The organism is Pseudoroseicyclus aestuarii (assembly GCF_003217255.1).
Classification (GTDB): Bacteria; Pseudomonadota; Alphaproteobacteria; order Rhodobacterales; family Rhodobacteraceae; genus Pseudoroseicyclus; species Pseudoroseicyclus aestuarii.
The window spans coordinates 302027-321092 of sequence record NZ_QJTE01000004.1; the positions used below are offsets into that span (position 1 = coordinate 302027).

Consider the following 19066-nt stretch of genomic DNA (forward strand, 5'->3'; position numbering starts at 1 on the left):
CCCCGATCTCTCGGGGCGGCCGTTTCGCTGTGTCGGATGTCTGGCTCAGTTCGCCTGGCGACGCAGGAAGGCCGGGATCTCGCTCTGGTCCTGCTCGTCGTCCTGCGCCTCTTCGGTGCGCTCGCGCGGGGCGGCATTGCCCTTGGGCGGCTGCGGACGCAGGCGGCCTGCGGGCGGATGGGCCGGCTGGCTGCGCTGCTGCGCGGGCTGCTGCTCGCCCTGATGGCCGGTCATCCGGTTGATCAGGGAGTTGATGCCGAAGCGCGGACGCTCGCCCTCCTGGCCCTGGGCGCGCTGGGCGGTCGCCGCGGGACGCTGGGCCGGCTGATGCTGCAGCGGTTCGCGCTGCTGCGGACCGCGGTTCTGGGCGGCGGCGCGCAAGCGCGCCAGCGCCTCGGGCGAGGCACCGTTTCCGCCACCGGCACCGGCCGCGGGGGCCTGCGGGCGCGGCGCAACGAAGGCCTCGGGCTGCGACGACATCGGCGGCTCGGCGCGGGGACGGTAGGCGGGCGGCGGCACGTCGCCCTCTTCCTCGGCCTCGTTGCCCCAGGCAGCGTCAGAGCTGAAGGCGTTGCTCTCCTCGTCGAAGAGGCTCGGCTCTTCTTCTTCGTAGGCCTGCTGCGGCGGCTGGGCGGCGCGCTGCGGCTGCGCGGGGGCGGCGGCACGCGGGGCCGGCTCGGGCGCGGGTTGTTGCGCGGCGGGCTGCTGGCGCGGCGCCTCGCGCTGGAAGGCCGGCTCGGGGGCCTGACGCACGTCCTCGGCCGAGACGCTTTCACGCAGCGGCTGGCTCATCTTGCGGCGCGGCACGGGCATCTCTTCGCTCTTGTCCGCGGCGTCGATGCCGGTCGCGACGACGGAGACGCGCATCTTGCCGCCCATCTCGGTGTCGAGGGTGGAGCCGACGATGATGTTCGCCTCGGGGTCGACCTTCTCGCGGATCTTGTTCGCGGCCTCGTCCAGCTCGAACAGGGTCAGGTCGTAGCCGCCGGTGATGTTGATCAGAACGCCCTTGGCGCCTTCGAGGCTGATCTCGTCCAGCAGCGGGTTGGCGATGGCCTTCTCGGCGGCCTGAACGGCGCGGTCCTCGCCCTCGGCCTCGCCGGTGCCCATCATCGCCTTGCCCATCTCGTCCATCACGGCGCGGACGTCGGCGAAGTCGAGGTTGATCAGGCCGGGCCGGACCATCAGGTCGGTCACGCCCTTGACGCCCTGATAGAGGACGTCGTCGGCCAGCGCGAAGGCCTCGGTGAAGGTGGTGTTCTCGTTCGCCAGCCGGAAGAGGTTCTGGTTGGGAATGATGATGAGGGTATCGACGACCTTCTGCAGCGCATCGACGCCGGCCTCGGCCTGCTTCATCCGCTTGCCGCCCTCGAACTGGAAGGGCTTGGTCACGACGCCGACGGTCAGCACGCCCAGCTCGCGCGCGGCCTGCGCGATGATCGGCGCGGCGCCGGTGCCGGTGCCGCCGCCCATGCCGGCGGTGATGAAGCACATATGCGCCCCGGCGAGGTGATCGACGATCTGCTCGATGCTCTCCTCGGCGGCGGCGGCGCCGACCGCGGCGCGGGCGCCGGCGCCCAGCCCCTCGGTCACCTTGACGCCCATCTGAATCTTGGCGACCGCCTGGCTTTGCTGCAGGGCCTGCGCGTCGGTATTCGCGACGACGAACTCGACCCCGTCCAGCTGCTTCTCGATCATGTTGTTGACAGCATTGCCGCCGGCACCGCCCACGCCGAACACGGTGATCCGGGGCTTCAGGTCGTCCTCCTGCCCGGGCAGGGAAAGATTCAGAGTCATCGCTGTCCGCCTGTCGTTTCTGGGCCCGTGTCCCCGGGCAAATTGGCCTGATTTGAAATTATTCTACGCCACTGTGTCCTGAACGTCACGGGAAAAACATCGGGCAGGCACGAAATCTACGGCTAGTTTGCGCCGGAAACCGCCGTATATCGCGCATTCGGCGAAATCTTGCGTATCACCAGTTTTCCTTGAACCAGCGGAAGGCGCGGCGCAGCGAACGGTTGGAATATCCCTCGGCCGGAATTTCGAAATCCCACCATTCGTCCTGCGGATGCGCGGCGAAAAGCGTGAGGCCGACGGCACCGGCAAAGGCCGGGCCGGTGGCGGCCTGCGGCAGGCCCTGAACGCGCAGCGGACGGCCCAGGCGCACCTGCTGGCCGAGGATGCGGCTCGCCAGCCCGTCGAGGCCGGGGATCTGGCTGCCGCCGCCGGTCAGCACGATCTGCTGGCTGGGCAGGCATTCGAAGTTCGCCGCATCCAGACGGGCGCGCACCTCTTCGAGGATCTCCTCGACGCGGGGGCGCATGATGCCGATCAGCTCTGCCCGGCTGACGGTGCGGCGGTCCTTTTCCCAATCGCCCGAGTCGCCGCCGATCTCGATCATCTCGCGGTCGTCCATGCCCGTGGCGTGGACCCCGCCGTAGAAGGTCTTGATCCGTTCGGCGGTGGCATTGGGGACCTGCAGGCCCATGGCGATATCGCCGGTCACATGCTCTCCGCCCATGCGGACGCTGTCGGCGTAGATCATGTGCTTGCGGATGAAGATCGAGATGCCAGTCGAGCCGCCGCCCATGTCGATGCAGGCGGCGCCCAGCTCCTGCTCGTCCTCGACGAGGCTGGAGATACCCGAGACATAGGCGCTGGAGGCGAGGCCCGCGAGCTCCAGATCGCAGCGCTTGATGCAGAACAGCAGGTTCTCGATGGAGGTGGCATCGACGCTGAGGACATGCATGTCGGTGGCCAGCGTCTGGCCGATCTGGCCGCGCGGATCGGCAAGGCCCGAACGATGGTCGAGCGTGAAGTTCACCGGCTGGGCATGCAGCACCTCGCGCCCGTCGCCGTAGTCCGGCATCTCGCAGGCGGCCAGCACGCGGCCGATATCGGCGCCCGTCACCTGCCCGGCCTCGACCTCCACCTCGCCGGCGAGGCCGTAGCTGCGCGGGCGCGCGCCCGAGAGGGTGGCGATGACGTGATCGACGCGCACGCCGGCCATCTTCTGCGCGGCCTGCACGGCGGTGCGGATCGCGCGCTCGGTCTCGGCCATGGCGGCGACCTCGCCGAAGCGCACCCCGCGCGAGCGGGTGGTTGCCGCGCCGATCACCCGGAAGGCGCTTTGCCCGGCCATCGAGCCGACGCCATCGGCCACCGGGCGCAGGTCGGCATCGAAGCGCAGGACCAGGCAGGCGATCTTCGACGTGCCGACGTCGAGGATGGCGATCACGCCGCGCTGCATCGCGGCCTGTCGCATGTTCCGCATCGCCCGCTGCGTCTGGTAAAGTTGCGCCATTCCCGCCTGCCCCCTAGTTCGTTTCATCCTGCGCGCGCCGCACCCTGACGAGGGCAGGCTCGCTCATCCGCACAGTCGGGCGATGCCCGTTGCGCATGTCCACGGCCACGATATCGCGGCTCAGAACCTCTTCGGCCTGGTTCAGCGCCAGCACCCGGTCGAGCGCGGCGACAGGCTGCTCGGTCGGCAGCAGGATGCGCAGCCCGCCGTCCAGCACCATGTCCCAGCGCCGCTCACCCATGCGGACGAGGCCGCGCACCCGGGCCGAGATCGGCTCTGCCGCGGCAAAAAGGGCCAGCGCCTCGTCGATATGCTCGCGCGCGCCGTCGCCGGCGATCAGCGGCAGGTCGGCGCGGTCCGAGCGGCCGCGGATCATTCCGGTCATCACGCCGCTGCCGTCGACCAGCCGCAGCCCGTCGACATTGCGCCAGACCGCCACCGGCGTGCGCGGCGTGACATGCACCGCCAGCGTGCCGCCCGGCCGCACCCGCAGGACCACGTCCTCGACGGCCGTCAGCTCACGGATGCCGGCGCGCAGCTCGACGAGGTCGAGATCCCATGAGCTGACCGGCAGCTCCTGCGGCAGGTAGCCCCGGATCGCACTGTCCAGCGCCGGCTCGGCGCCGTCGATCTCGAGCGTCGTGACCATGAACTCGGGGCGCTGCTGGATCGTGCGCTTGGCGTGTTCGATCCCGTCGAGCACGGCCTGCCGGTTGCCGTCCACGGACAGCCAGGCCGCCGTCACGCTGGCCGAGATCACCATCGGCAAACCGATCCGCAGCGCCAGCCGGAAGGCCGGCGTCAGCATCAGCCGCTGCAGCCGGTAGCGCCAGCGCGAGGGGGCGGGATCGCGCGGCACGCCGAAATCGGGCTGACGGCCGAAGGAGAGGCGCGGGATCAGCGATCGCAAGACGCGTCCTCCACCATCCAGCGGCAGAGATCGGGAAAGGCGATGCCGCAGGCCGCGGCCTGCTCGTTCGCCAGAGAGGTCGGCGTCATGCCGGGCTGGGTATTCGTCTCGAGCAGGATCAGCCCTTCGAGGCCGCGCGTCTCGTCCCAGCGGATGTCCGTCCGGCTGAGGCCGCGGCATCCCAGCGCGCGATGCGCCCGCAGCGCGTAGTCGAGGCAGGCCTCGGTGATCTCGTGCGGCAGATCGGCGGGCGTCACGTGGCGGCTGCCGCCGGGCGCATACTTGGCCGTGTAATCGTACCAGCCATCGGTGACGATGTCGGTCACCTGCAGCGCGCGGTCGCCCATCACCGCGACCGACAACTCGCGCCCCGGCACGAAGGTCTCGACCATCAGCGTCTGCGGCATCTCGGGCGCCAGCTTCGGCGGGCTGTTCGCCCCGTCGCGCACCAGCACGACGCCGACGCTGGAGCCTTCGTTGTAGGGCTTCACGACGTAGGGCGGCGCGAGGACGTGGCTCGCCTCGATCTCGGCCTTGTCCGCCAGGCGGCTTTCGGCGACGGGCAGGCCGGCGGCGCGGAAGGCGGCCTTGGCACGCATCTTGTCCATGGCGAGGGCCGAGGCCAGCACGCCCGAATGGGTATAGGGGATGCGCAGCCATTCCAGCAGGCCCTGCGCGCAGCCATCCTCGCCCCAGCGGCCATGCAGCGCGTTGAAGACGACATCGGGGCGCATCTCGGCCAGCCGCGCCGGAAGATCGGCTTCGGCCACGACTTCGCGGACGGAGTATCCCGCCTCGCGCAGCGCCTTTGCGCATTCGCGTCCCGTCGACAGGGAAACCTCGCGCTCGGCCGAGGGTCCGCCCATCAATACGACGACTTCGGGGAGTGCCTGCTCGCCCATTGTCTACTGCCCATTGCGGCGCGCGTCTTTGGCGCGCCTGCCTCGTTCGCGGGCCGTTGATCGGCCCGTCTGACGTATCGTTGTTGTCCTGAGCGGCCTTTGCGCCGCCGGAGCCGGGGTATTGTTCTGTCTGCGGATCGCGGCCCCGTCCCGATCCGACTTCACTCTACCGTGCAGGAGGTTTTCGCGGCAACCCCTAAGGCGCCCTGATCGCTACTGCATCTGCCGCGACAGCCACCGCCCCAGAAACAGCAGCGGCCAGCGCAGGACGCTCGCCCCCGCCGCCAGCAGCGCCAGACCGATGAGCGGCCCGTGCTGCCATGTGACAAGGCCCAGCAGCGGCACGCCCACCGCGATCAGGCAGACCGCCCGCAAGCGGTGTCCGTCCTGCGACGGCAGGATCGCCAGCACATTGGCGGCGATCAGCCAGAGAAGGGCAAGGATCAGCGGCGCGCTCATCCGGCGCGGCCCCGCGGACGGGCGCGCAAGTCAGGCGCCCAGCCGGGCGGGCAGGCCATTGGCCCAGGTGCTGATCGTGCCCGCGCCAAGGCAGACGACGATGTCGCCCGGCCGCGCCTGCTCGCGCACCAGCCGCTCGAGATCCTCTTCGTCGCGCACGGAGCGCGCGTGCCGATGGCCGTGGCGGATCAGCCCGGCGACGAGGTCGTCGCGGCTCGCGCCCTCGATGGGCTGTTCACCGGCGGCATAGACCTCGGCGATGCCGACGACATCGGCCTCGTTGAAGCAGGTGCAGAAATCCTCGAAGAGGCTGTGCAGGCGCGAGTAGCGGTGCGGCTGGTGCACAGCGATCACCCGCCCCTCGCTGGCCTGACGCGCGGCCTTGAGCACGGCGGCGATCTCGACCGGGTGGTGGCCGTAATCGTCGATGATCGTCACGCCATCGACCTCGCCCACGCGGGTGAAGCGGCGGTTGACCCCGCCGAAGGCGGCGAGCGCGGCGCGGATCTCCTCGCGCTTCATGCCGAGGTGCCGGGCCACGGCGACGGCGGCCAGCGCGTTCGAGACGTTGTGATCGCCGGGCATCGGCAGGGTGCAGCCCTCGATCACCGCGTCCTCGAAGTTCAAGCGAATGTCGAAATGCGCGACGCCGCCCTTGTAGGTCAGGTTCACCGCCCGCACGTCGGCCTGCGCGTTGAAGCCGAAGGTACGCACGCGCCGGTCGGCGACGCGGCCCACGAGGCTTTGCACCTCGGGGTGGTCGGTGCAGCAGACGGCGAGCCCGTAGAAGGGGATGTTCGAGACGAAGTCGTAAAAGCCCTGGCGCAGGTTCTCGATCGAGCCCCAGTGCTCCATGTGCTCGGGATCGATGTTGGTGACGATGGCGATGGTGGCGGGCAGGCGGTTGAAGGTGCCGTCGCTCTCGTCGGCCTCGACTACCATCCACTCGCCCTGCCCCATCCGGGCGTTCGAGCCATAGGCATGGATGATCCCGCCGTTGACGACCGTCGGATCGAAGTTCCCGGCGTCCAGAAGCTGGGCGACCATGGTGGTCGTCGTCGTCTTGCCATGGGTGCCGCCCACGGCGACGTTCGAGCGCAGGCGCATCAGCTCTGCCAGCATCTCGGCGCGGCGCACGATCGGCAGGCCGCGGCGGCGCGCCTCGTCAAGCTCGGCATTGCCCGGCTTGATCGCGGAGGAGATCACGACGACCTCGGCCCCTTCGAGGTTCTCGGCCCGCTGCCCCTCGTAGACGAGGGCGCCGAGGCCCTTCAGCCGCTCGGTGATCTTGGAGCCCTTCAGGTCGCTGCCCTGAACGACGTAGCCCATGTTCAGCAGCACCTCGGCGATGCCGGACATGCCGATGCCGCCGATGCCGACGAAATGGATCGGCCCGACGTCGAGGGGGAGTTTGGTGGCAGCCGCCATATGGGGATTTCCGTCCATCATGCCTGTGGCTCCTTCTGTCGCTGCGCCAGCCGCTCTACAAGACCCGTCAGCCGTTCCGCCGCATCGGGCGTGCCCGCTGCGGCCGCGGCCCGGGCCATGGCGCTGGCCCGGCCCGGATCGCCGAAGACGGAGGCGAGGCGCGCGCTCAGGGCAGCGGGGGTGAAATCGGCCTCGGCCATCGCCTCGGCTGCGCCGGCCTCGACCAGCATGCGCGCATTGGCGCTCTGGTGATCGGCGGCGGCGGCGGCATAGGGCACGAGGATCGCGGGCCGGCCGATCACCGACAGATCCGCGATGGTCGAGGCGCCGGCCCGGCTGACGACGAGCTGCGCCTCGGCCATCCGCGCCGGCACATCGGCGAAGAAGGTGCGCACATCGGCGTCGATCCCCGCCTCGCGGTAGCTGGCGCTCACGCGGTCCAGATCCTCCTGGCGGGCCTGGTGGCTGACACGGATGTGCCGGCGCAGCGCGCCCGGCAGATCGGAAAGGGCCACAGGGACGACCTCCGACAGGATGCGCGCGCCCTGGCTGCCGCCGATCACCAGCAGCGACATCGGGTAATCGCCCGGCGGGATGTAGCTGGCGCCCGCGCGTTCGGCCACGGCGGCGCGCACCGGATTGCCGGTATGGATGCCCTCGACCCCCTCGGGCAGCGCGGTCGGCCATGTGCCGCAGGCGACGGCATCGACGCGCGGCGCGAAAAGGCGGTTCACCCGGCCCAGGACGCCGTTCTGTTCGTGGATGATCCGCGGCAGGCGCAGCGCGGTGGCCGCCGACAGCGCCGGGATCGAGGGGTAGCCGCCGAAGCCGACGACGATGCGCGGGCGATCGCGCAGCATCCGCGCCATGGCCGCGGCAGTGCCGGCGCCGATGCGCAGCGGCACGGCGGCCTTTGCCGCCAGCCCGCCGCGGGCGAAGGTGGCCGCGCCCACGCGCTCGATCTCGACCTCTTTCGGGAAGCCGCCGCTGTAGCGCGCGCCGCGCGCGTCGGTCGAAAGCTTGACCCGCCACCCGCGCGCCAGCAGCGCCTCGGCCAGGCTTTGCGCCGGAAACATGTGCCCGCCGGTGCCCCCGGCGGCGATCACCGCAAGGGGCGCGTCCTGCACAGCCGCCGCCACCTCAACGACCCCGCCGCAGCAGCAGATCGCCGATCTCGCCCTGCGGGCGCTGGCGGGTAAAGGCGAGGAGCATGCCCACGGCGATGCCGCTGGCGATGACCGAGCTGCCGCCGTAGCTGACGAAGGGCAGCGTCATGCCCTTGGCGGGCAGAAGGCGCACGGCGACGCCCATGTTGATCATCGCCTGAACGGCAAAGGAGCAGGCCAGTCCGCAGCCGGCGAGGCGAATGAAGGGATCGCGCTCCTTCGTCAGCCGCGCGAGCGAGCGGACGACCACGGCGCAATAGAGGATCAGGATCAGCGCGACGCAGATCAGCCCGTATTCCTCGGCCGCGACGGCGATGATGAAGTCGGTATGGGCATCGGGCAGCGACCATTTCACCTGCCCCTCGCCGACGCCGACGCCGAAGAGGCCGCCCTCGCGGATGGCGCTGGTGGCGTAGCCGATCTGGGTGGTGGGATCGAGGTCCGGGTTCAGGAAGCCGTCGATCCGCCGCGCGAAGTGCTCGGAGCTGTTGTAGGCCGCGGTACCGGCCAGCGCGACCATGCCGCCCAGGATAACCAGCAGCAGCATCGGCGCCCCGGCGACGAAATACATCACGCCCCACGAAAAGAGGACCAGCGCCGCCTGCCCGAAGTCGGGCTGCAGCGCCAGGAACATCACGATGGTCACCGCCATGACGAAGGAGATCGACTTGCCCGGGGGGCCGCCGACCTCCTGCCCCGCGGCCATGACCCAGGCGGCGGCGACGACGAAGCCGGGCTTGAGGAACTCGGAGGGCTGCACCGAGGCGAAGCCAAAGGAGTACCAGCGCACCGCGCCCTTGCCAAAATCGGTGCCGAAGATCGGCAGCAGCACCAGCGACAGGAAGCCCAGGCCGAAGCCGAGGACAGCGAAGCGCCGCACCATCTGCGGCGACATCATCGAGATGCCGAACATCACGATCAGCGCGACGCAGCCGAAGAAGGCCTGCCGCTGCACGTAGTAGAAGGGATCGAGCCCGTTGCGCGAGGCCAGCGGCGGCGAGGCGGCGAGGCCCAGCAGCAGGCCGATCGCGAACAGCAACAGCACGCAGGACATGGTCCAGCGGTCGATCGTGCGCCACCAGCGTGGAAGAATCGGGTCGCCCGCGGATACGGGAACCGCGCCATGGACCATCTCTGTCATGGTTGGCCTTGCCTGCTCTGCTCTGCCCGTTTTCCGGGTCTGCAGGCAGGCTACAGGCATCGCGGCCCGGATGCCACCAAAATGACGGCTGCTCACCCGGCCCTGCATCGGACGGGGGCCGGCGTTGGGGGGCTCTGCCCCCGCCCGCGCTGACGCGCGGTCTCCCCCGGGATATTTCGAAAGAGAAGATGGGGGGCGTCAGCCGAGGCGGAGGCGCACCTCGGCCATGAAATCCTCTCCCCGGCGCTCGAAGCTGTCGTATTGGTCGAAGCTGGCGGCGGCGGGGGCGAGAAGCACCGTCTCGCCCGGCTGGGCTTCGGCCATGGCGCGGTCGACCGCGCGCTCCATGGTGGTGCAGACCTCGACCTCGACGCCGGTCAGCTGCAGGGCGAAATGCTCGGCCTCGCGGCCGATGACATAGGCCTTGGCGACACGGCCCAGATGCGGGGCCAGCGCCTCGAGGCCGCCCTCCTTCTCGAGCCCGCCGCAGATCCAGCGGATGCGGTCGAAGGCGGCCAGCGCCTTGGCGGCGCTGTCGACATTGGTGGCCTTGGAATCGTTGACATAGGCGACGCCGCCTTCCTCGGCGATGCGCTGGGAGCGGTGCGGCAGGCCGGGGTAGCTGTGCAGCGCCGCCTCGATCTGGCGCGGGCCGAGGCCGAGGGCACGGGCGGCAGCCCAGGCCGCGCAGGCGTTCTGGTGGTTATGCGCGCCGGGCAGACCGGCGACGCCGCGCAGGTCGGCGGAGGCGACTTGCCGGCCCTTGCGGTATTCCGCCAGGTGCCCCTTCTTGGCGAAGACATTCCACCCCTCGCCCGCGAGCTTCGTGCCGGAAGAGACGCGGATCACCCGGTCGTCCGCCGGCCCGACGGACAGCTGGTTCGCGAGGGATCGCCCCTCGACTTCGTCGACGCCGATCACCGCCCGGTCCGGCCCGCCCTCGGCGAAGAGGCGGCGCTTGGCGGCGTAGTAGCCGCCGGGGCCGCCATGCCGGTCGAGGTGATCAGGCGAGAGGTTGGTGAAGACGGCGACATCGGGGGTCAGGGCGCGGGCCAGCTCTGTCTGGTAGCTCGAGAGCTCCAGCACCACGACCTCGCCGTCGCTGGCGGGATCGAGGTCGAGCACGCCGCGGCCGATATTGCCGGCCAGCTGCGCCGGGCGCCCGGCCTCGGTCAGGATGTGGTGCAGCAGCGCCGAGGTGGTGGACTTGCCGTTCGATCCGGTGATCGCCACGACCCGCGGCGCGGCAGAGAAAAGGCCCCAATCCTCGGTCGCGTAGCTGCGGAAGAACAGGCCGATGTCGTTGTCGACTGGCACGCCAGCGGCATAGGCGGCGGCGATGGCCGGATGCGGCGCCGGGTAGAGATGCGGGATGCCGGGCGAGGTCACCAGCAGCGCCACGCCATCAAGCGCGCCGGGGCGCGCCAGATCGCGCAGCGCGAACCCCTCGGCCTCGGCCGCCTCGCGGCCGCGCTGGCCGTCGTCCCAGACCACGGGCTGCGCCCCGCCGGCGCGCAGGGCGCGCGCGGTGGACAGGCCGGAGCGGCCGAGGCCGAGCACAGCGATCGTCTGGCCTTCGTGGCCCTGTACCGGGATCATGGGTCGCCTCTCCTTCGGACCTTGCGCGGCGCAGGGTGCGCATGGGGCGCGCGCCGGATCAAGGGGTGCGCCGCAGGTGCCGCAGCGCCAGAACCGCGAGAGCCAGCGCGGCAAAGACCGCCAGCGCCACGAGCAGGTGGTGCGGCAGCGCCAGATGGCCGAAGACCCGGCCGATCGAGGCGCCAACGAGGTAGCCCGCCCAGGCAACCAGGTGCCCCCAGAGGAGCGAGGCCGCGGCGTTGACGAGGGCGTAGCGCCCCCAGGGGATGCTCGAGGCGCCGAGCAGCCCCTGCCCCACCATGCGCCCCCCGTAGACGAAGCGGGCGGCAAAGGTGAAGCGGTCGGGATGCCGCTCCAGCGCGGCGCGCATGCGCGGCGCCGGGCCGCCCGCGGGCATGCGGGCGAGGAGGCGCGCGAAAAACGGCCTGCGGGTGCCGAACCGACTGGCAAGGAACAGGAGATTGTCCGAGAGCGCGGCCCCCAGCGCCGCGGCCAGGGCGACGCCCTCGAGCGGGAGCAGGCCGCGATGCGCTAGAACGCCGCCGAAGAAGGTCACGATCTCGCCCTCGAGGGCCGCGCCAAGCACGACGCCGGGCAGGCCGAGGGTGGTCACGAGGGTATCCAGACTCATCGCCGGCCTCCGCCCCGGTTGCGGCTTTGACAGATCAGGGGCGCCCTAGTTCAGCAGGGCGCTGAGGACCACGACAAGGACGATCAGCACATAGGCGATGGCGGCGAAGACGGGCACCATCCAGACCGCCGGCAGAGTCTTTCGCCATTCGGCATAGAACGGCAGGCAGGACAGCACGGCGACGAGGAAGGCGCAGTAGGCCGTCAGCCCGCGCCCGCCGAGGGCCCAGAACGGCCCGCTTGCCACACCGGCGGCACGCAGCAGGATGACGATGCCGAGGACGGCAGCGATAACGCCGCCCGCCGCGGAAAGCCGGGCGGCGTTGCGGCGGAGGCTCCGCAGGTGCTCGTGATCGTCGTACATCTACCGGACCTTCAGCGTGGCGAGGCCGATCATGGCGAGGATCAGGCTGATGATCCAGAAGCGGATCACGATCTGCGGCTCGGCCCAGCCCTTCTTCTCGTAGTGGTGATGGATCGGCGCCATCAGGAAGACCCGGCGCCCGGTGCGCTTGTAGAAGAAGACCTGGATGATGACCGAGAGCGCCTCGACCACGAAGAGGCCGCCGACGATGGCGAGGACGATCTCGTGTTTGGTCGCCACGGCGATGGCGCCCAGCGCCCCGCCCAGCGCGAGGCTGCCGGTATCACCCATGAAGACGGCCGCGGGGGGCGCGTTGTACCACAGGAACCCCAGCCCCGCGCCGATCAGCGCGGCGGTGAAGACCAGCAGCTCGCCCGTGTCGGGAACATAGTGTACGCCGAGGTATTCGGAGAAGTCGGTGCGTCCGACGGCATAGGCGATCACGCCGAACGCGCCCGCCGCGATCATCACCGGCATGATAGCCAGCCCGTCGAGCCCGTCCGTGAGGTTCACCGCATTGGCCGCCCCGACGATCACAAGCATCGAGAAGGGCACGAAGAGCAGGCCGAGGTTCAGCAGAAGCTCGTTGAACACCGGGAAGGCCAGCTGCCCGGTCAGGTCCGCAGGGTGGTACCAGGCCGCCCAGGTTCCGGCCACGGCGGCGATCATGAAGCCAAGGCCCAGACGCACCTTGCCCGAGACGCCGGCGGTGTTCTGCTTCTTCACCTTGGCCCAGTCGTCGGCAAAGCCGATCAGCGCGAAGCCGAGCGTCACGAAAAGCACCATCAGCACGAAGGCATTGTCGAGCCGCGCCCAGAGCAGGGTCGACACGACCAGCCCGCCGACGATCAGCAGCCCGCCCATCGTGGGGGTGCCGGCCTTGACGAAATGGCCCTGCGGCCCGTCAAGGCGGATCGGCTGGCCCTTGCCCTGCGTACGGCGCAGGACGTTGATCAGGGGCGGCCCGAAGAGGAACCCGAAGATCAGCGCCGTGAAGAAGGCCCCGCCCGCCCGGAAGGTGATGTAGCGGAACAGGTTGAAGACGTCGCCGCCTTCGGACAGCAGGGTCAGCAGATAAAGCAAGCCTCAGACCTCCGTCTCACGGGCCGCGCTGCGTTGCCCCAGTTTGCGGATGGCGTCAACGACGCGCGACACATGGCTGGACTTCGATCCCTTGACCAGCACGACATCGCCGGTGTCCACGAGGCGAGAGACCTCGGGCAGCAGCGCCTCGACCGTATCGACGCGGCGCCCGCGCTTGGCCTCGGGCAGCGCCTCCCAGAGGTGGGCCATCAGCGGGCCGACGCAATGCACCGTGGCAACCTTTGCCATGGCCGGGGCCTGCGCCACATCGGCATGCAGCTGCGCCTCGCCAGCGCCCAGTTCCAGCATGTCGCCGAGGATCGCGATGCGGCGCCCGCGCTTGAACCGGCCTACCCCGTCAAAGGGCTCTGCCGCGGCCAGCACCTCGAGCGCGGCGGCAAGGCTGGCGGGATTGGCGTTGAAGGCGTCGTCGAGCAATTCGATGCTCTCGTCGTCGCGGGCGGGGTCGATTACCACCGTCTCGCGCGCGCCGCGCCCCGAGGGCGGCGACCAGGCCGCCAGCGCGCAGAGCGCGCGGGCCCGGTCCGCCTCGAGCGCCCGTGCGGCGGCCAGCACGGCCAGCGCGTTGACGGCAAAGTGTCGGCCCTCGGCGCTGACCTTCAGCATGACGCGGGTGCGCCAGAGTCGCGCCTCGCCCACCGTGGCGCCCTGCCCGACCCGCGCCTCGAGGAGGCGGTGATGGTTCATCGCCTTCTCGCCGAAGCTGATGATGCGGGCGCCGTGGCGCCGCGCGGTTTCGCGCAGCAGGGGCGAGACGGCGAGATCGCCGTTGATGACGGCAGTGCCGCCCGGCTCAAGCCCCTCGAAGATCGCGGCCTTCTCGCGGGCGATGCCCTCAATGTTCTCGAACGCCTCGAGATGCGCGGGGGCGACGGTGGTGATCAGCGCGACATGCGGCCGGGCCATCCGCGCGAGGGGCGCGATCTCTCCGGGGTGGTTCATGCCGATCTCGATCACCGCGAAATCGGTGTCCCGCGGCATCCGCGCCAGCGTCAGCGGCACGCCCCAGTGGTTGTTGTAGCTGGCCTCGGCGGCATGGGTGCGCCCCTCGCCCGCCAGCACGGCGCGCATCATCTCCTTGGTCGAGGTCTTGCCGACCGAGCCGGTGATCGCCACGACCCGCGCCTTGGTGCGGGCGCGCGCGGCGCGGCCCAACGCCTCGAGCGCGGTCTGCACGTCATCGACCAGCAGCAGCGGCGCCCCCTCGGGCACCCCCTCGGGGATGCGACTCACAAGGGCGGCGGCGGCGCCCCGCTCGAGCGCCTGGGCGACGAAGTCATGCCCGTCGCGCGCCACCGTTAGGGCCACGAAAAGATCGCCCTGCGCCAACGTGCGGGTGTCGATGGACACGCCACTCGCGGTCCAGTCGCCCCGCGCCTGCCCGCCCGTCGCCTCTGCCGCCTCGGCGGCGGTCCAGAGCGCGGTCATGCCCGCCCCTCGAGCGCGGCGACGGCGACGCTGGCCTGCTCGGCATCGTCGAAGGGCAGCACCGCCCCGGCGACGACCTGCCCGGTCTCGTGGCCCTTGCCGCAGACCAGCAGCGCATCGCCCGGCCCCAGCGCATCGACGCCGCGCAGGATCGCTTCGGCGCGGTCGCCGACCTCGGTCACCGCCTCGGTGCCGCCGGCCTCGCGCGCGCCCTGCAGGACGGCGGCGCGGATCGCGCTGGGCTCTTCGCTGCGGGGGTTGTCGTCGGTGACGATGACGGCATCGGCATGGGCCGCCGCGGCGGCGCCCATCAACGGGCGCTTGCCCCTGTCGCGATCACCGCCCGCGCCGACGACGGCGACGATCCGGCCCATGACATGCGGGCGCAGCGCTTTCAGCGCGGTCTCGATGGCGCCGGGCGTATGGGCGTAATCGACGAAGACGGCGGCGCCGTTCTGCCGCTGCGCCGCAAGCTGCATCCGCCCGCGCACGCCGCGCAGTTCCGGCAGGGTGGCGAAGACATCGGCCGGGTCCTCGCCCGCGGCGATCACCAGACCGGCGGCCATCAACACGTTCTCGGCCTGGAAGCCGCCGACAAGGTCGAGCCGCGTCATCTGCGGATGCCCCTGCCAGGAGAATCGCAGCTCCTGCCCCGTCGAATCGAAGCGCTGCGCCTCGAGGCGCAGGCGCGCCCCCTCGGCGCGGCCGACGCCGATCACCTCCTGCCCGCGGGCCTCGGCCATGGCCAGGACCTCAGCCCCGCGCGGATCATCGAGGTTGACGACGGCCACCCCCTCCTCGGGCAGGACCCGCCCGAAAAGCTGCGCCTTGGCGGCGAAATAGGCGTCGAGGCTGTCGTGGTAGTCGAGATGGTCCTGCGTGAGGTTGGTGAAGCCCGCCGCCGAGAGCCAGACGCCGTCCAGCCGGTGCTGGTCGAGGCCGTGCGAGCTGGCCTCCATCGCGGCATGGGTGACGCCCGCGCGCGCCGCCTCGGCCAGCACGCGGTGCAGGGTGACGGGCTCTGGCGTGGTGTGGGCAAGCGGATGGGTCCAGGCGCCCTCGACCCCGGTGGTGCCGAGGTTGACGGCCATCCGGCCCAGATGCTCCCAGATCTGGCGGGCGAAGGTCGCGACGGAGGTCTTGCCGTTGGTGCCGGTCACCGCGACCATCGTCGCCGGCTGCGGCCCGGACCAGAGCGCTGCGGCATGGGCCAGCGCCTCGCGCGGGGCCTCGGCCAGCACCAGCGCGGCCTCGCCCCTCTCCAGCGCCTGGGCGGCGATCCGCGCGCCCTCGGCATCCGTCAGAATGGCCACGGCCCCACGCTCAAGCGCGGCCTCGATGTAGCTGGCGCCATGGGCCTGCACGCCCGGCAGCGCGGCGAAGAGATGGCCTTCGCGCACGTCGCGGCTGTCGACCGAGAGGCCGGTGATCCGCGCGTCGCGGCCGCCCTGCGCGGTCAGCCCGAGCTCGGCCAGTGAGACCCGCTTCGCATTCATTGCCTGCTCTCCGCTATTGCGAGGCGAGCACTACACCCGCATCGCCGCCGTCATCAACCAGCGGCCTCATGCCCAGAAGCGGCGCGGTGCGGCGGATCACCTCGGCGGCGACGGGCACCGCCGTCCAGCCGGCGGTGCGGCGCGGCTGGCTTCCGGTCGTCTCGACCGGCTCGTCCAGCGTGATGACGATCACGTAGCGCGGGTCCGAGGCCGGGAACATGCCCGCGAAGGTGCCGATGGTGCGGTCGTTGTAGTAGCCGCCGCCGTTTTCCTTCGGCTTGTCGGCACTCCCGGTCTTGCCACCCACCTCGTAACCCTCGACCTCGGCGAGGCTGGCGGTGCCCTGCGTCACCACCTGCCGCAGCATCGACCGGGCCTGTGCCGCGGTCTCTTCGCTCATCACGCGGGTGCCTTCGGGATGGGTGGCGCTGTGCTGCAGCGTCGGCGTGACCCGGCGGCCGCCGTTCGCGATAGTCGCATAGGCCGCGGCAAGGTGCAGCGGCGAGACCGAGAGGCCATGCCCGTAGGAGATCGTCATGGTCGAGATCTCGGACCAGTTCGCCGGCAGCAGCGGGCGGCCGGTCGGCGCCTCGATCATCTCGACGCCGGTCGGCTCAAGGAGGCCCAGCTGGTCGAGGAATTGCCGCTGCCGCTCGCCGCCCAGCATCATCGCGATGCGGCTGGTCCCGACGTTCGAGGATTCGACGATCACGTCCGAGACGGTCATCTCGGGCGGCATGTGGTGCATGTCGCGGATGCGGAAGCGGCCCCAGGTCAGCGGACCCTGCGTCTCGATCATCGTCTGCGGGTTCACGAGGCCCAGCTCCAGCGCCTGGGCGACGGCGAAGATCTTGAAGACCGAGCCCAGCTCGTAGACGCCCTGAACCGAGCGGTTGAAGAGCGGGCTGTCGCCGGGATGGCCCTGCGTCAGCGGGCGCGGGCGATTGTTGGGATCGAAGTCCGGCAGGCTCGCCATGGCGACGATCTCGCCGCTATGGGCATCCATCAGGATGCCCGCCGCGCCGCGCGCGTTCATGAAATCCATGCCGTTCGAGAGCACGTCCTCGAGCGCCGCCTGCACCGAGAGATCCAGCGACAGCTCGAGCGGCGCGCCCTCGTTCGCGGGATCGCGCAGGTACTGGTCGAACTGCCGCTCGACCCCCGCGACGCCGATCACCTCGGCCGAGGAGACGCCCTCGCGCCCGTAGCTGGCGCCGCCAAGGATATGCGCGGCAATGGGGCCGTTGGGGTAAAGGCGCATCTCGCGCGGGCCGAAGAGAAGGCCCGGATCGCCGATATCGAAGACCGCCTGCCGCTGCTCGGGCGAGAGGGTGCGGCGAATCCACAGGAACCGGCGCGGGCCGGTGAAATCGGCCAGCAGCTCTTCCTCGTCGAGCTCGGGAAAGATCCGCGCCAGCTCGCGCGCGGAATGCTCGGGGTCGATCATCTGCGGCGGCTGCGCGTAAAGCGCGTAGGTGTCGATGTTCGTCGCCAGCAGCCGCCCCTCGCGGTCGGTGATATCGGCGCGCTGGCTGATGATCGGGCTGCCGGCGGCGGCGGCCTGCGGCTCTTCCGCGGGGGAGGAGGCCATGGTCGCCATGCGCCCGCCGATGGTCACGAAGGCGCAGAAGAACAGCAGGCCCAGCACCAGCAGACGCCCCTCGGCCCGCAGGCGGGCCTTGTCGCGCATCTGCTCGTGCCGCTGGCGCAGGTTCTCGCGCTCGATCGCGGCGGTGTTCTCGCCGCGCATCCGGGCGGGCAGGATGCGGGCCAGCGGACGCAGGGGGCGGCGGATCATAGCGGCTCCTCGTCGGGGTTCAGCGGCGCCGAAACGGCGATGGAGCCGGTCAGCGGCAGAAGCGGCGGCGGCGGCTCGGGGATATCCGAGACCCGGCCGAAGGCATCCGGCATCAGCGGCAGCAGCTCCAGCCGGTCGTAGTTCAGATCGGCGAGGTCGCGCAGCCGGTCGGGCCGGTTGAGATAGGCCCATTCCGCGTTCAGCATCTTGATGCGGGCATGGGCGCCGCCGATCTGGCTATAGAGGCGCCGCACGTCGCGCAGGCTTTGCTGCGTGGCGTAGTTCTCCTGGTAGGCCCAGAAGCCGAGCGCCACGACGGCCAGCGCCGACATCACGTAAAGCAGACCCCTCATCGCCGTCCTCCCGTATCGCGCCGCAGCGGCAGCCCCAGTGCCTTCGCCTCTGTCCGCCCGGCGGGCGCATCGGTGCGCCGCGCCACCCGCAGCCGGGCCGAGCGTGCGCGCGGGTTGCGCGCGGTCTCTTCGTCCGTCGGGTTCACCGCCTTGCGCGTCACCTGCTCCCAGGCCGGGGGCGGGACATGCTCGACGGGGGCGTGGCGGCTGCCGCCGGCCTGCACCTTGCTGCGCAGCTGGATGAAGCGCTTGGCGATGCGGTCCTCGACGGAATGGAAGGTCACGACGGCCAGCAGCCCGCCGGGGCGCAGCGCCCGCTCGGCGGCGGCGAGGCCCTCGTAAAGCTCGTCGTATTCCTCGTTCACCGCGATTCGCAGCGCCTGGAAGCTGCGCGTCGCCGGGTGGCTTTGCCCCGGCTTGGGACGCGGCAGGCAGCGGCTGACGATCTCGGCCAGTTCCAGCGTCGTCTCGATCGGGCGCGCGGCGACGATGGCGCGGGCGATGCGGCGCGAGGCGCGCTCCTCGCCGTAGAGATAGAGGATCTCGGCCAGATCGGCCTCGTCGGCGGTGTTGACGATATCGGCGGCGGTCGGCCCCTCGGCGCCCATGCGCATGTCCAGCGGCCCCTCGCGGGTGAAGGAGAACCCCCGCTCCGCCTGGTCGAGCTGCATCGAGGACACGCCCAGATCCAGCACGACGCCGTCGAGCGGCGCCACCCCGGCGGCCTCGGCGATCTCATCCATCCGGCTGAACCGCCCCTCGCGCAGCAGCAGGGCCTCGCCGTGGTCCCCGGCCCAGCCCTTTGCCATGGCGAAGACGCTGGGATCGCGGTCGACGCCGATCACCCGGTCCGCCCCCGCGGCCAGAAGCGCGCGGGCGTAGCCGCCTGCGCCAAAGGTCCCGTCGAGCCAAGTGCCGCGGACCGGGCCCACGGCCTCGATCAGCGGCTCGATCAGCACCGGGATATGCGGCGCGTCCGTCATA

General features: G+C 70.8%; 17 protein-coding genes. All 17 read right to left on the reverse strand.

Features of this window, described 5'->3' with window-relative positions; genetic code table 11:
* Positions 1-45: 45 nt before the first annotated feature.
* The 17 genes from ftsZ to rsmH all read right to left on the reverse strand — a co-directional run bounded on the left by ftsZ (position 46) and on the right by rsmH (position 19065).
* Positions 46-1797: a cell division protein FtsZ gene (ftsZ, locus tag DFP88_RS13295; protein WP_110815176.1), complete on the reverse strand. Its 1752-nt coding sequence runs from the start codon at positions 1795-1797 to the stop codon at positions 46-48.
* Positions 1798-1972: 175 nt separating this feature from the next.
* Positions 1973-3304, reverse strand: coding sequence for a cell division protein FtsA (gene ftsA / locus DFP88_RS13300; RefSeq protein ID WP_110815177.1), 1332 nt, complete (start codon positions 3302-3304; stop codon positions 1973-1975).
* A 13-nt stretch (positions 3305-3317) separates the two neighbouring features.
* Entirely contained in the window at positions 3318-4214 is an 897-nt protein-coding gene (locus DFP88_RS13305; RefSeq protein ID WP_245904815.1) for a cell division protein FtsQ/DivIB, read from the reverse strand.
* Entirely contained in the window at positions 4202-5116 is a 915-nt protein-coding gene (locus DFP88_RS13310) for a D-alanine--D-alanine ligase (protein ID WP_110815178.1), read from the reverse strand. Before DFP88_RS13310 ends, DFP88_RS13305 begins: the two co-directional genes overlap by 13 nt.
* A 213-nt stretch (positions 5117-5329) precedes the next feature.
* Positions 5330-5575, reverse strand: coding sequence for a DUF2484 family protein (locus DFP88_RS13315; RefSeq protein ID WP_110815179.1), 246 nt, complete (start codon positions 5573-5575; stop codon positions 5330-5332).
* 30 nt (positions 5576-5605) lie between these two features.
* On the reverse strand, positions 5606-7021 hold the full coding sequence (gene murC / locus DFP88_RS13320; RefSeq protein ID WP_110815256.1) for a UDP-N-acetylmuramate--L-alanine ligase: 1416 nt from the start codon (positions 7019-7021) through the stop codon (positions 5606-5608).
* Positions 7021-8079, reverse strand: coding sequence for a UDP-N-acetylglucosamine--N-acetylmuramyl-(pentapeptide) pyrophosphoryl-undecaprenol N-acetylglucosamine transferase (locus tag DFP88_RS13325; protein WP_110815257.1), 1059 nt, complete (start codon positions 8077-8079; stop codon positions 7021-7023). The genes murC and DFP88_RS13325 overlap by 1 nt, the downstream gene beginning before the upstream one ends.
* Positions 8080-8143: 64 nt before the next feature.
* Positions 8144-9310 (reverse strand): putative lipid II flippase FtsW, encoded by a 1167-nt coding sequence (gene ftsW / locus DFP88_RS13330; RefSeq protein ID WP_110815180.1) that lies wholly within the window; start codon positions 9308-9310, stop codon positions 8144-8146.
* Between the two features lie 198 nt (positions 9311-9508).
* A complete protein-coding gene (murD, locus tag DFP88_RS13335) occupies positions 9509-10909 on the reverse strand; it encodes a UDP-N-acetylmuramoyl-L-alanine--D-glutamate ligase (RefSeq protein ID WP_110815181.1) in 1401 nt (466 codons plus the stop codon).
* A 58-nt stretch (positions 10910-10967) separates the two neighbouring features.
* Complete coding sequence (locus DFP88_RS13340; RefSeq protein WP_110815182.1) at positions 10968-11540, reverse strand: DedA family protein; 573 nt, start codon at positions 11538-11540, stop codon at positions 10968-10970.
* Positions 11541-11585: 45 nt separating this feature from the next.
* The gene (locus tag DFP88_RS13345) at positions 11586-11903 is read right to left on the reverse strand and encodes a hypothetical protein (RefSeq protein ID WP_110815183.1); all 318 of its coding nucleotides are present in this window, start codon (positions 11901-11903) and stop codon (positions 11586-11588) included.
* On the reverse strand, positions 11904-12986 hold the full coding sequence (mraY, locus tag DFP88_RS13350; protein WP_110815184.1) for a phospho-N-acetylmuramoyl-pentapeptide-transferase: 1083 nt from the start codon (positions 12984-12986) through the stop codon (positions 11904-11906).
* Positions 12987-12989: 3 nt separating this feature from the next.
* Positions 12990-14435 (reverse strand): UDP-N-acetylmuramoyl-tripeptide--D-alanyl-D-alanine ligase, encoded by a 1446-nt coding sequence (locus DFP88_RS13355; protein WP_110815185.1) that lies wholly within the window; start codon positions 14433-14435, stop codon positions 12990-12992.
* Positions 14432-15931, reverse strand: coding sequence for a UDP-N-acetylmuramoyl-L-alanyl-D-glutamate--2,6-diaminopimelate ligase (locus tag DFP88_RS13360; RefSeq protein WP_110815186.1), 1500 nt, complete (start codon positions 15929-15931; stop codon positions 14432-14434). The genes DFP88_RS13355 and DFP88_RS13360 overlap by 4 nt, the downstream gene beginning before the upstream one ends.
* A gap of 13 nt (positions 15932-15944) precedes the next feature.
* A complete protein-coding gene (locus DFP88_RS13365) occupies positions 15945-17729 on the reverse strand; it encodes a peptidoglycan D,D-transpeptidase FtsI family protein (RefSeq protein WP_110815187.1) in 1785 nt (594 codons plus the stop codon).
* Entirely contained in the window at positions 17726-18082 is a 357-nt protein-coding gene (gene ftsL / locus DFP88_RS13370) for a cell division protein FtsL (RefSeq protein ID WP_110815188.1), read from the reverse strand. The genes DFP88_RS13365 and ftsL overlap by 4 nt, the downstream gene beginning before the upstream one ends.
* Positions 18079-19065, reverse strand: coding sequence for a 16S rRNA (cytosine(1402)-N(4))-methyltransferase RsmH (rsmH, locus tag DFP88_RS13375; RefSeq protein ID WP_110815189.1), 987 nt, complete (start codon positions 19063-19065; stop codon positions 18079-18081). The genes ftsL and rsmH overlap by 4 nt, the downstream gene beginning before the upstream one ends.
* Position 19066 lies beyond the last annotated feature (1 nt).

Bases quoted from the DNA above. Each gene is read 5' to 3' on its own strand.
- murC (WP_110815256.1), bottom strand. From the start codon at position 7,021: ATGGACGGAAATCCCCATATGGCGGCTGCCACCAAACTCCCCCTCGAC.
- ftsA (WP_110815177.1), bottom strand. From the start codon at position 3,304: ATGGCGCAACTTTACCAGACGCAGCGGGCGATGCGGAACATGCGACAG.
- DFP88_RS13365 (WP_110815187.1), bottom strand. From the start codon at position 17,729: ATGATCCGCCGCCCCCTGCGTCCGCTGGCCCGCATCCTGCCCGCCCGG.
- DFP88_RS13325 (WP_110815257.1), bottom strand. From the start codon at position 8,079: ATGTTTCCGGCGCAAAGCCTGGCCGAGGCGCTGCTGGCGCGCGGGTGG.
- ftsL (WP_110815188.1), bottom strand. From the start codon at position 18,082: ATGAGGGGTCTGCTTTACGTGATGTCGGCGCTGGCCGTCGTGGCGCTC.
- ftsZ (WP_110815176.1), bottom strand. From the start codon at position 1,797: ATGACTCTGAATCTTTCCCTGCCCGGGCAGGAGGACGACCTGAAGCCC.
- ftsW (WP_110815180.1), bottom strand. From the start codon at position 9,310: ATGACAGAGATGGTCCATGGCGCGGTTCCCGTATCCGCGGGCGACCCG.
- DFP88_RS13355 (WP_110815185.1), bottom strand. From the start codon at position 14,435: ATGACCGCGCTCTGGACCGCCGCCGAGGCGGCAGAGGCGACGGGCGGG.
- DFP88_RS13360 (WP_110815186.1), bottom strand. From the start codon at position 15,931: ATGAATGCGAAGCGGGTCTCACTGGCCGAGCTCGGGCTGACCGCGCAG.
- murD (WP_110815181.1), bottom strand. From the start codon at position 10,909: ATGATCCCGGTACAGGGCCACGAAGGCCAGACGATCGCTGTGCTCGGC.
- DFP88_RS13345 (WP_110815183.1), bottom strand. From the start codon at position 11,903: ATGTACGACGATCACGAGCACCTGCGGAGCCTCCGCCGCAACGCCGCC.
- DFP88_RS13310 (WP_110815178.1), bottom strand. From the start codon at position 5,116: ATGGGCGAGCAGGCACTCCCCGAAGTCGTCGTATTGATGGGCGGACCC.
- DFP88_RS13340 (WP_110815182.1), bottom strand. From the start codon at position 11,540: ATGAGTCTGGATACCCTCGTGACCACCCTCGGCCTGCCCGGCGTCGTG.
- DFP88_RS13315 (WP_110815179.1), bottom strand. From the start codon at position 5,575: ATGAGCGCGCCGCTGATCCTTGCCCTTCTCTGGCTGATCGCCGCCAAT.
- rsmH (WP_110815189.1), bottom strand. From the start codon at position 19,065: ATGACGGACGCGCCGCATATCCCGGTGCTGATCGAGCCGCTGATCGAG.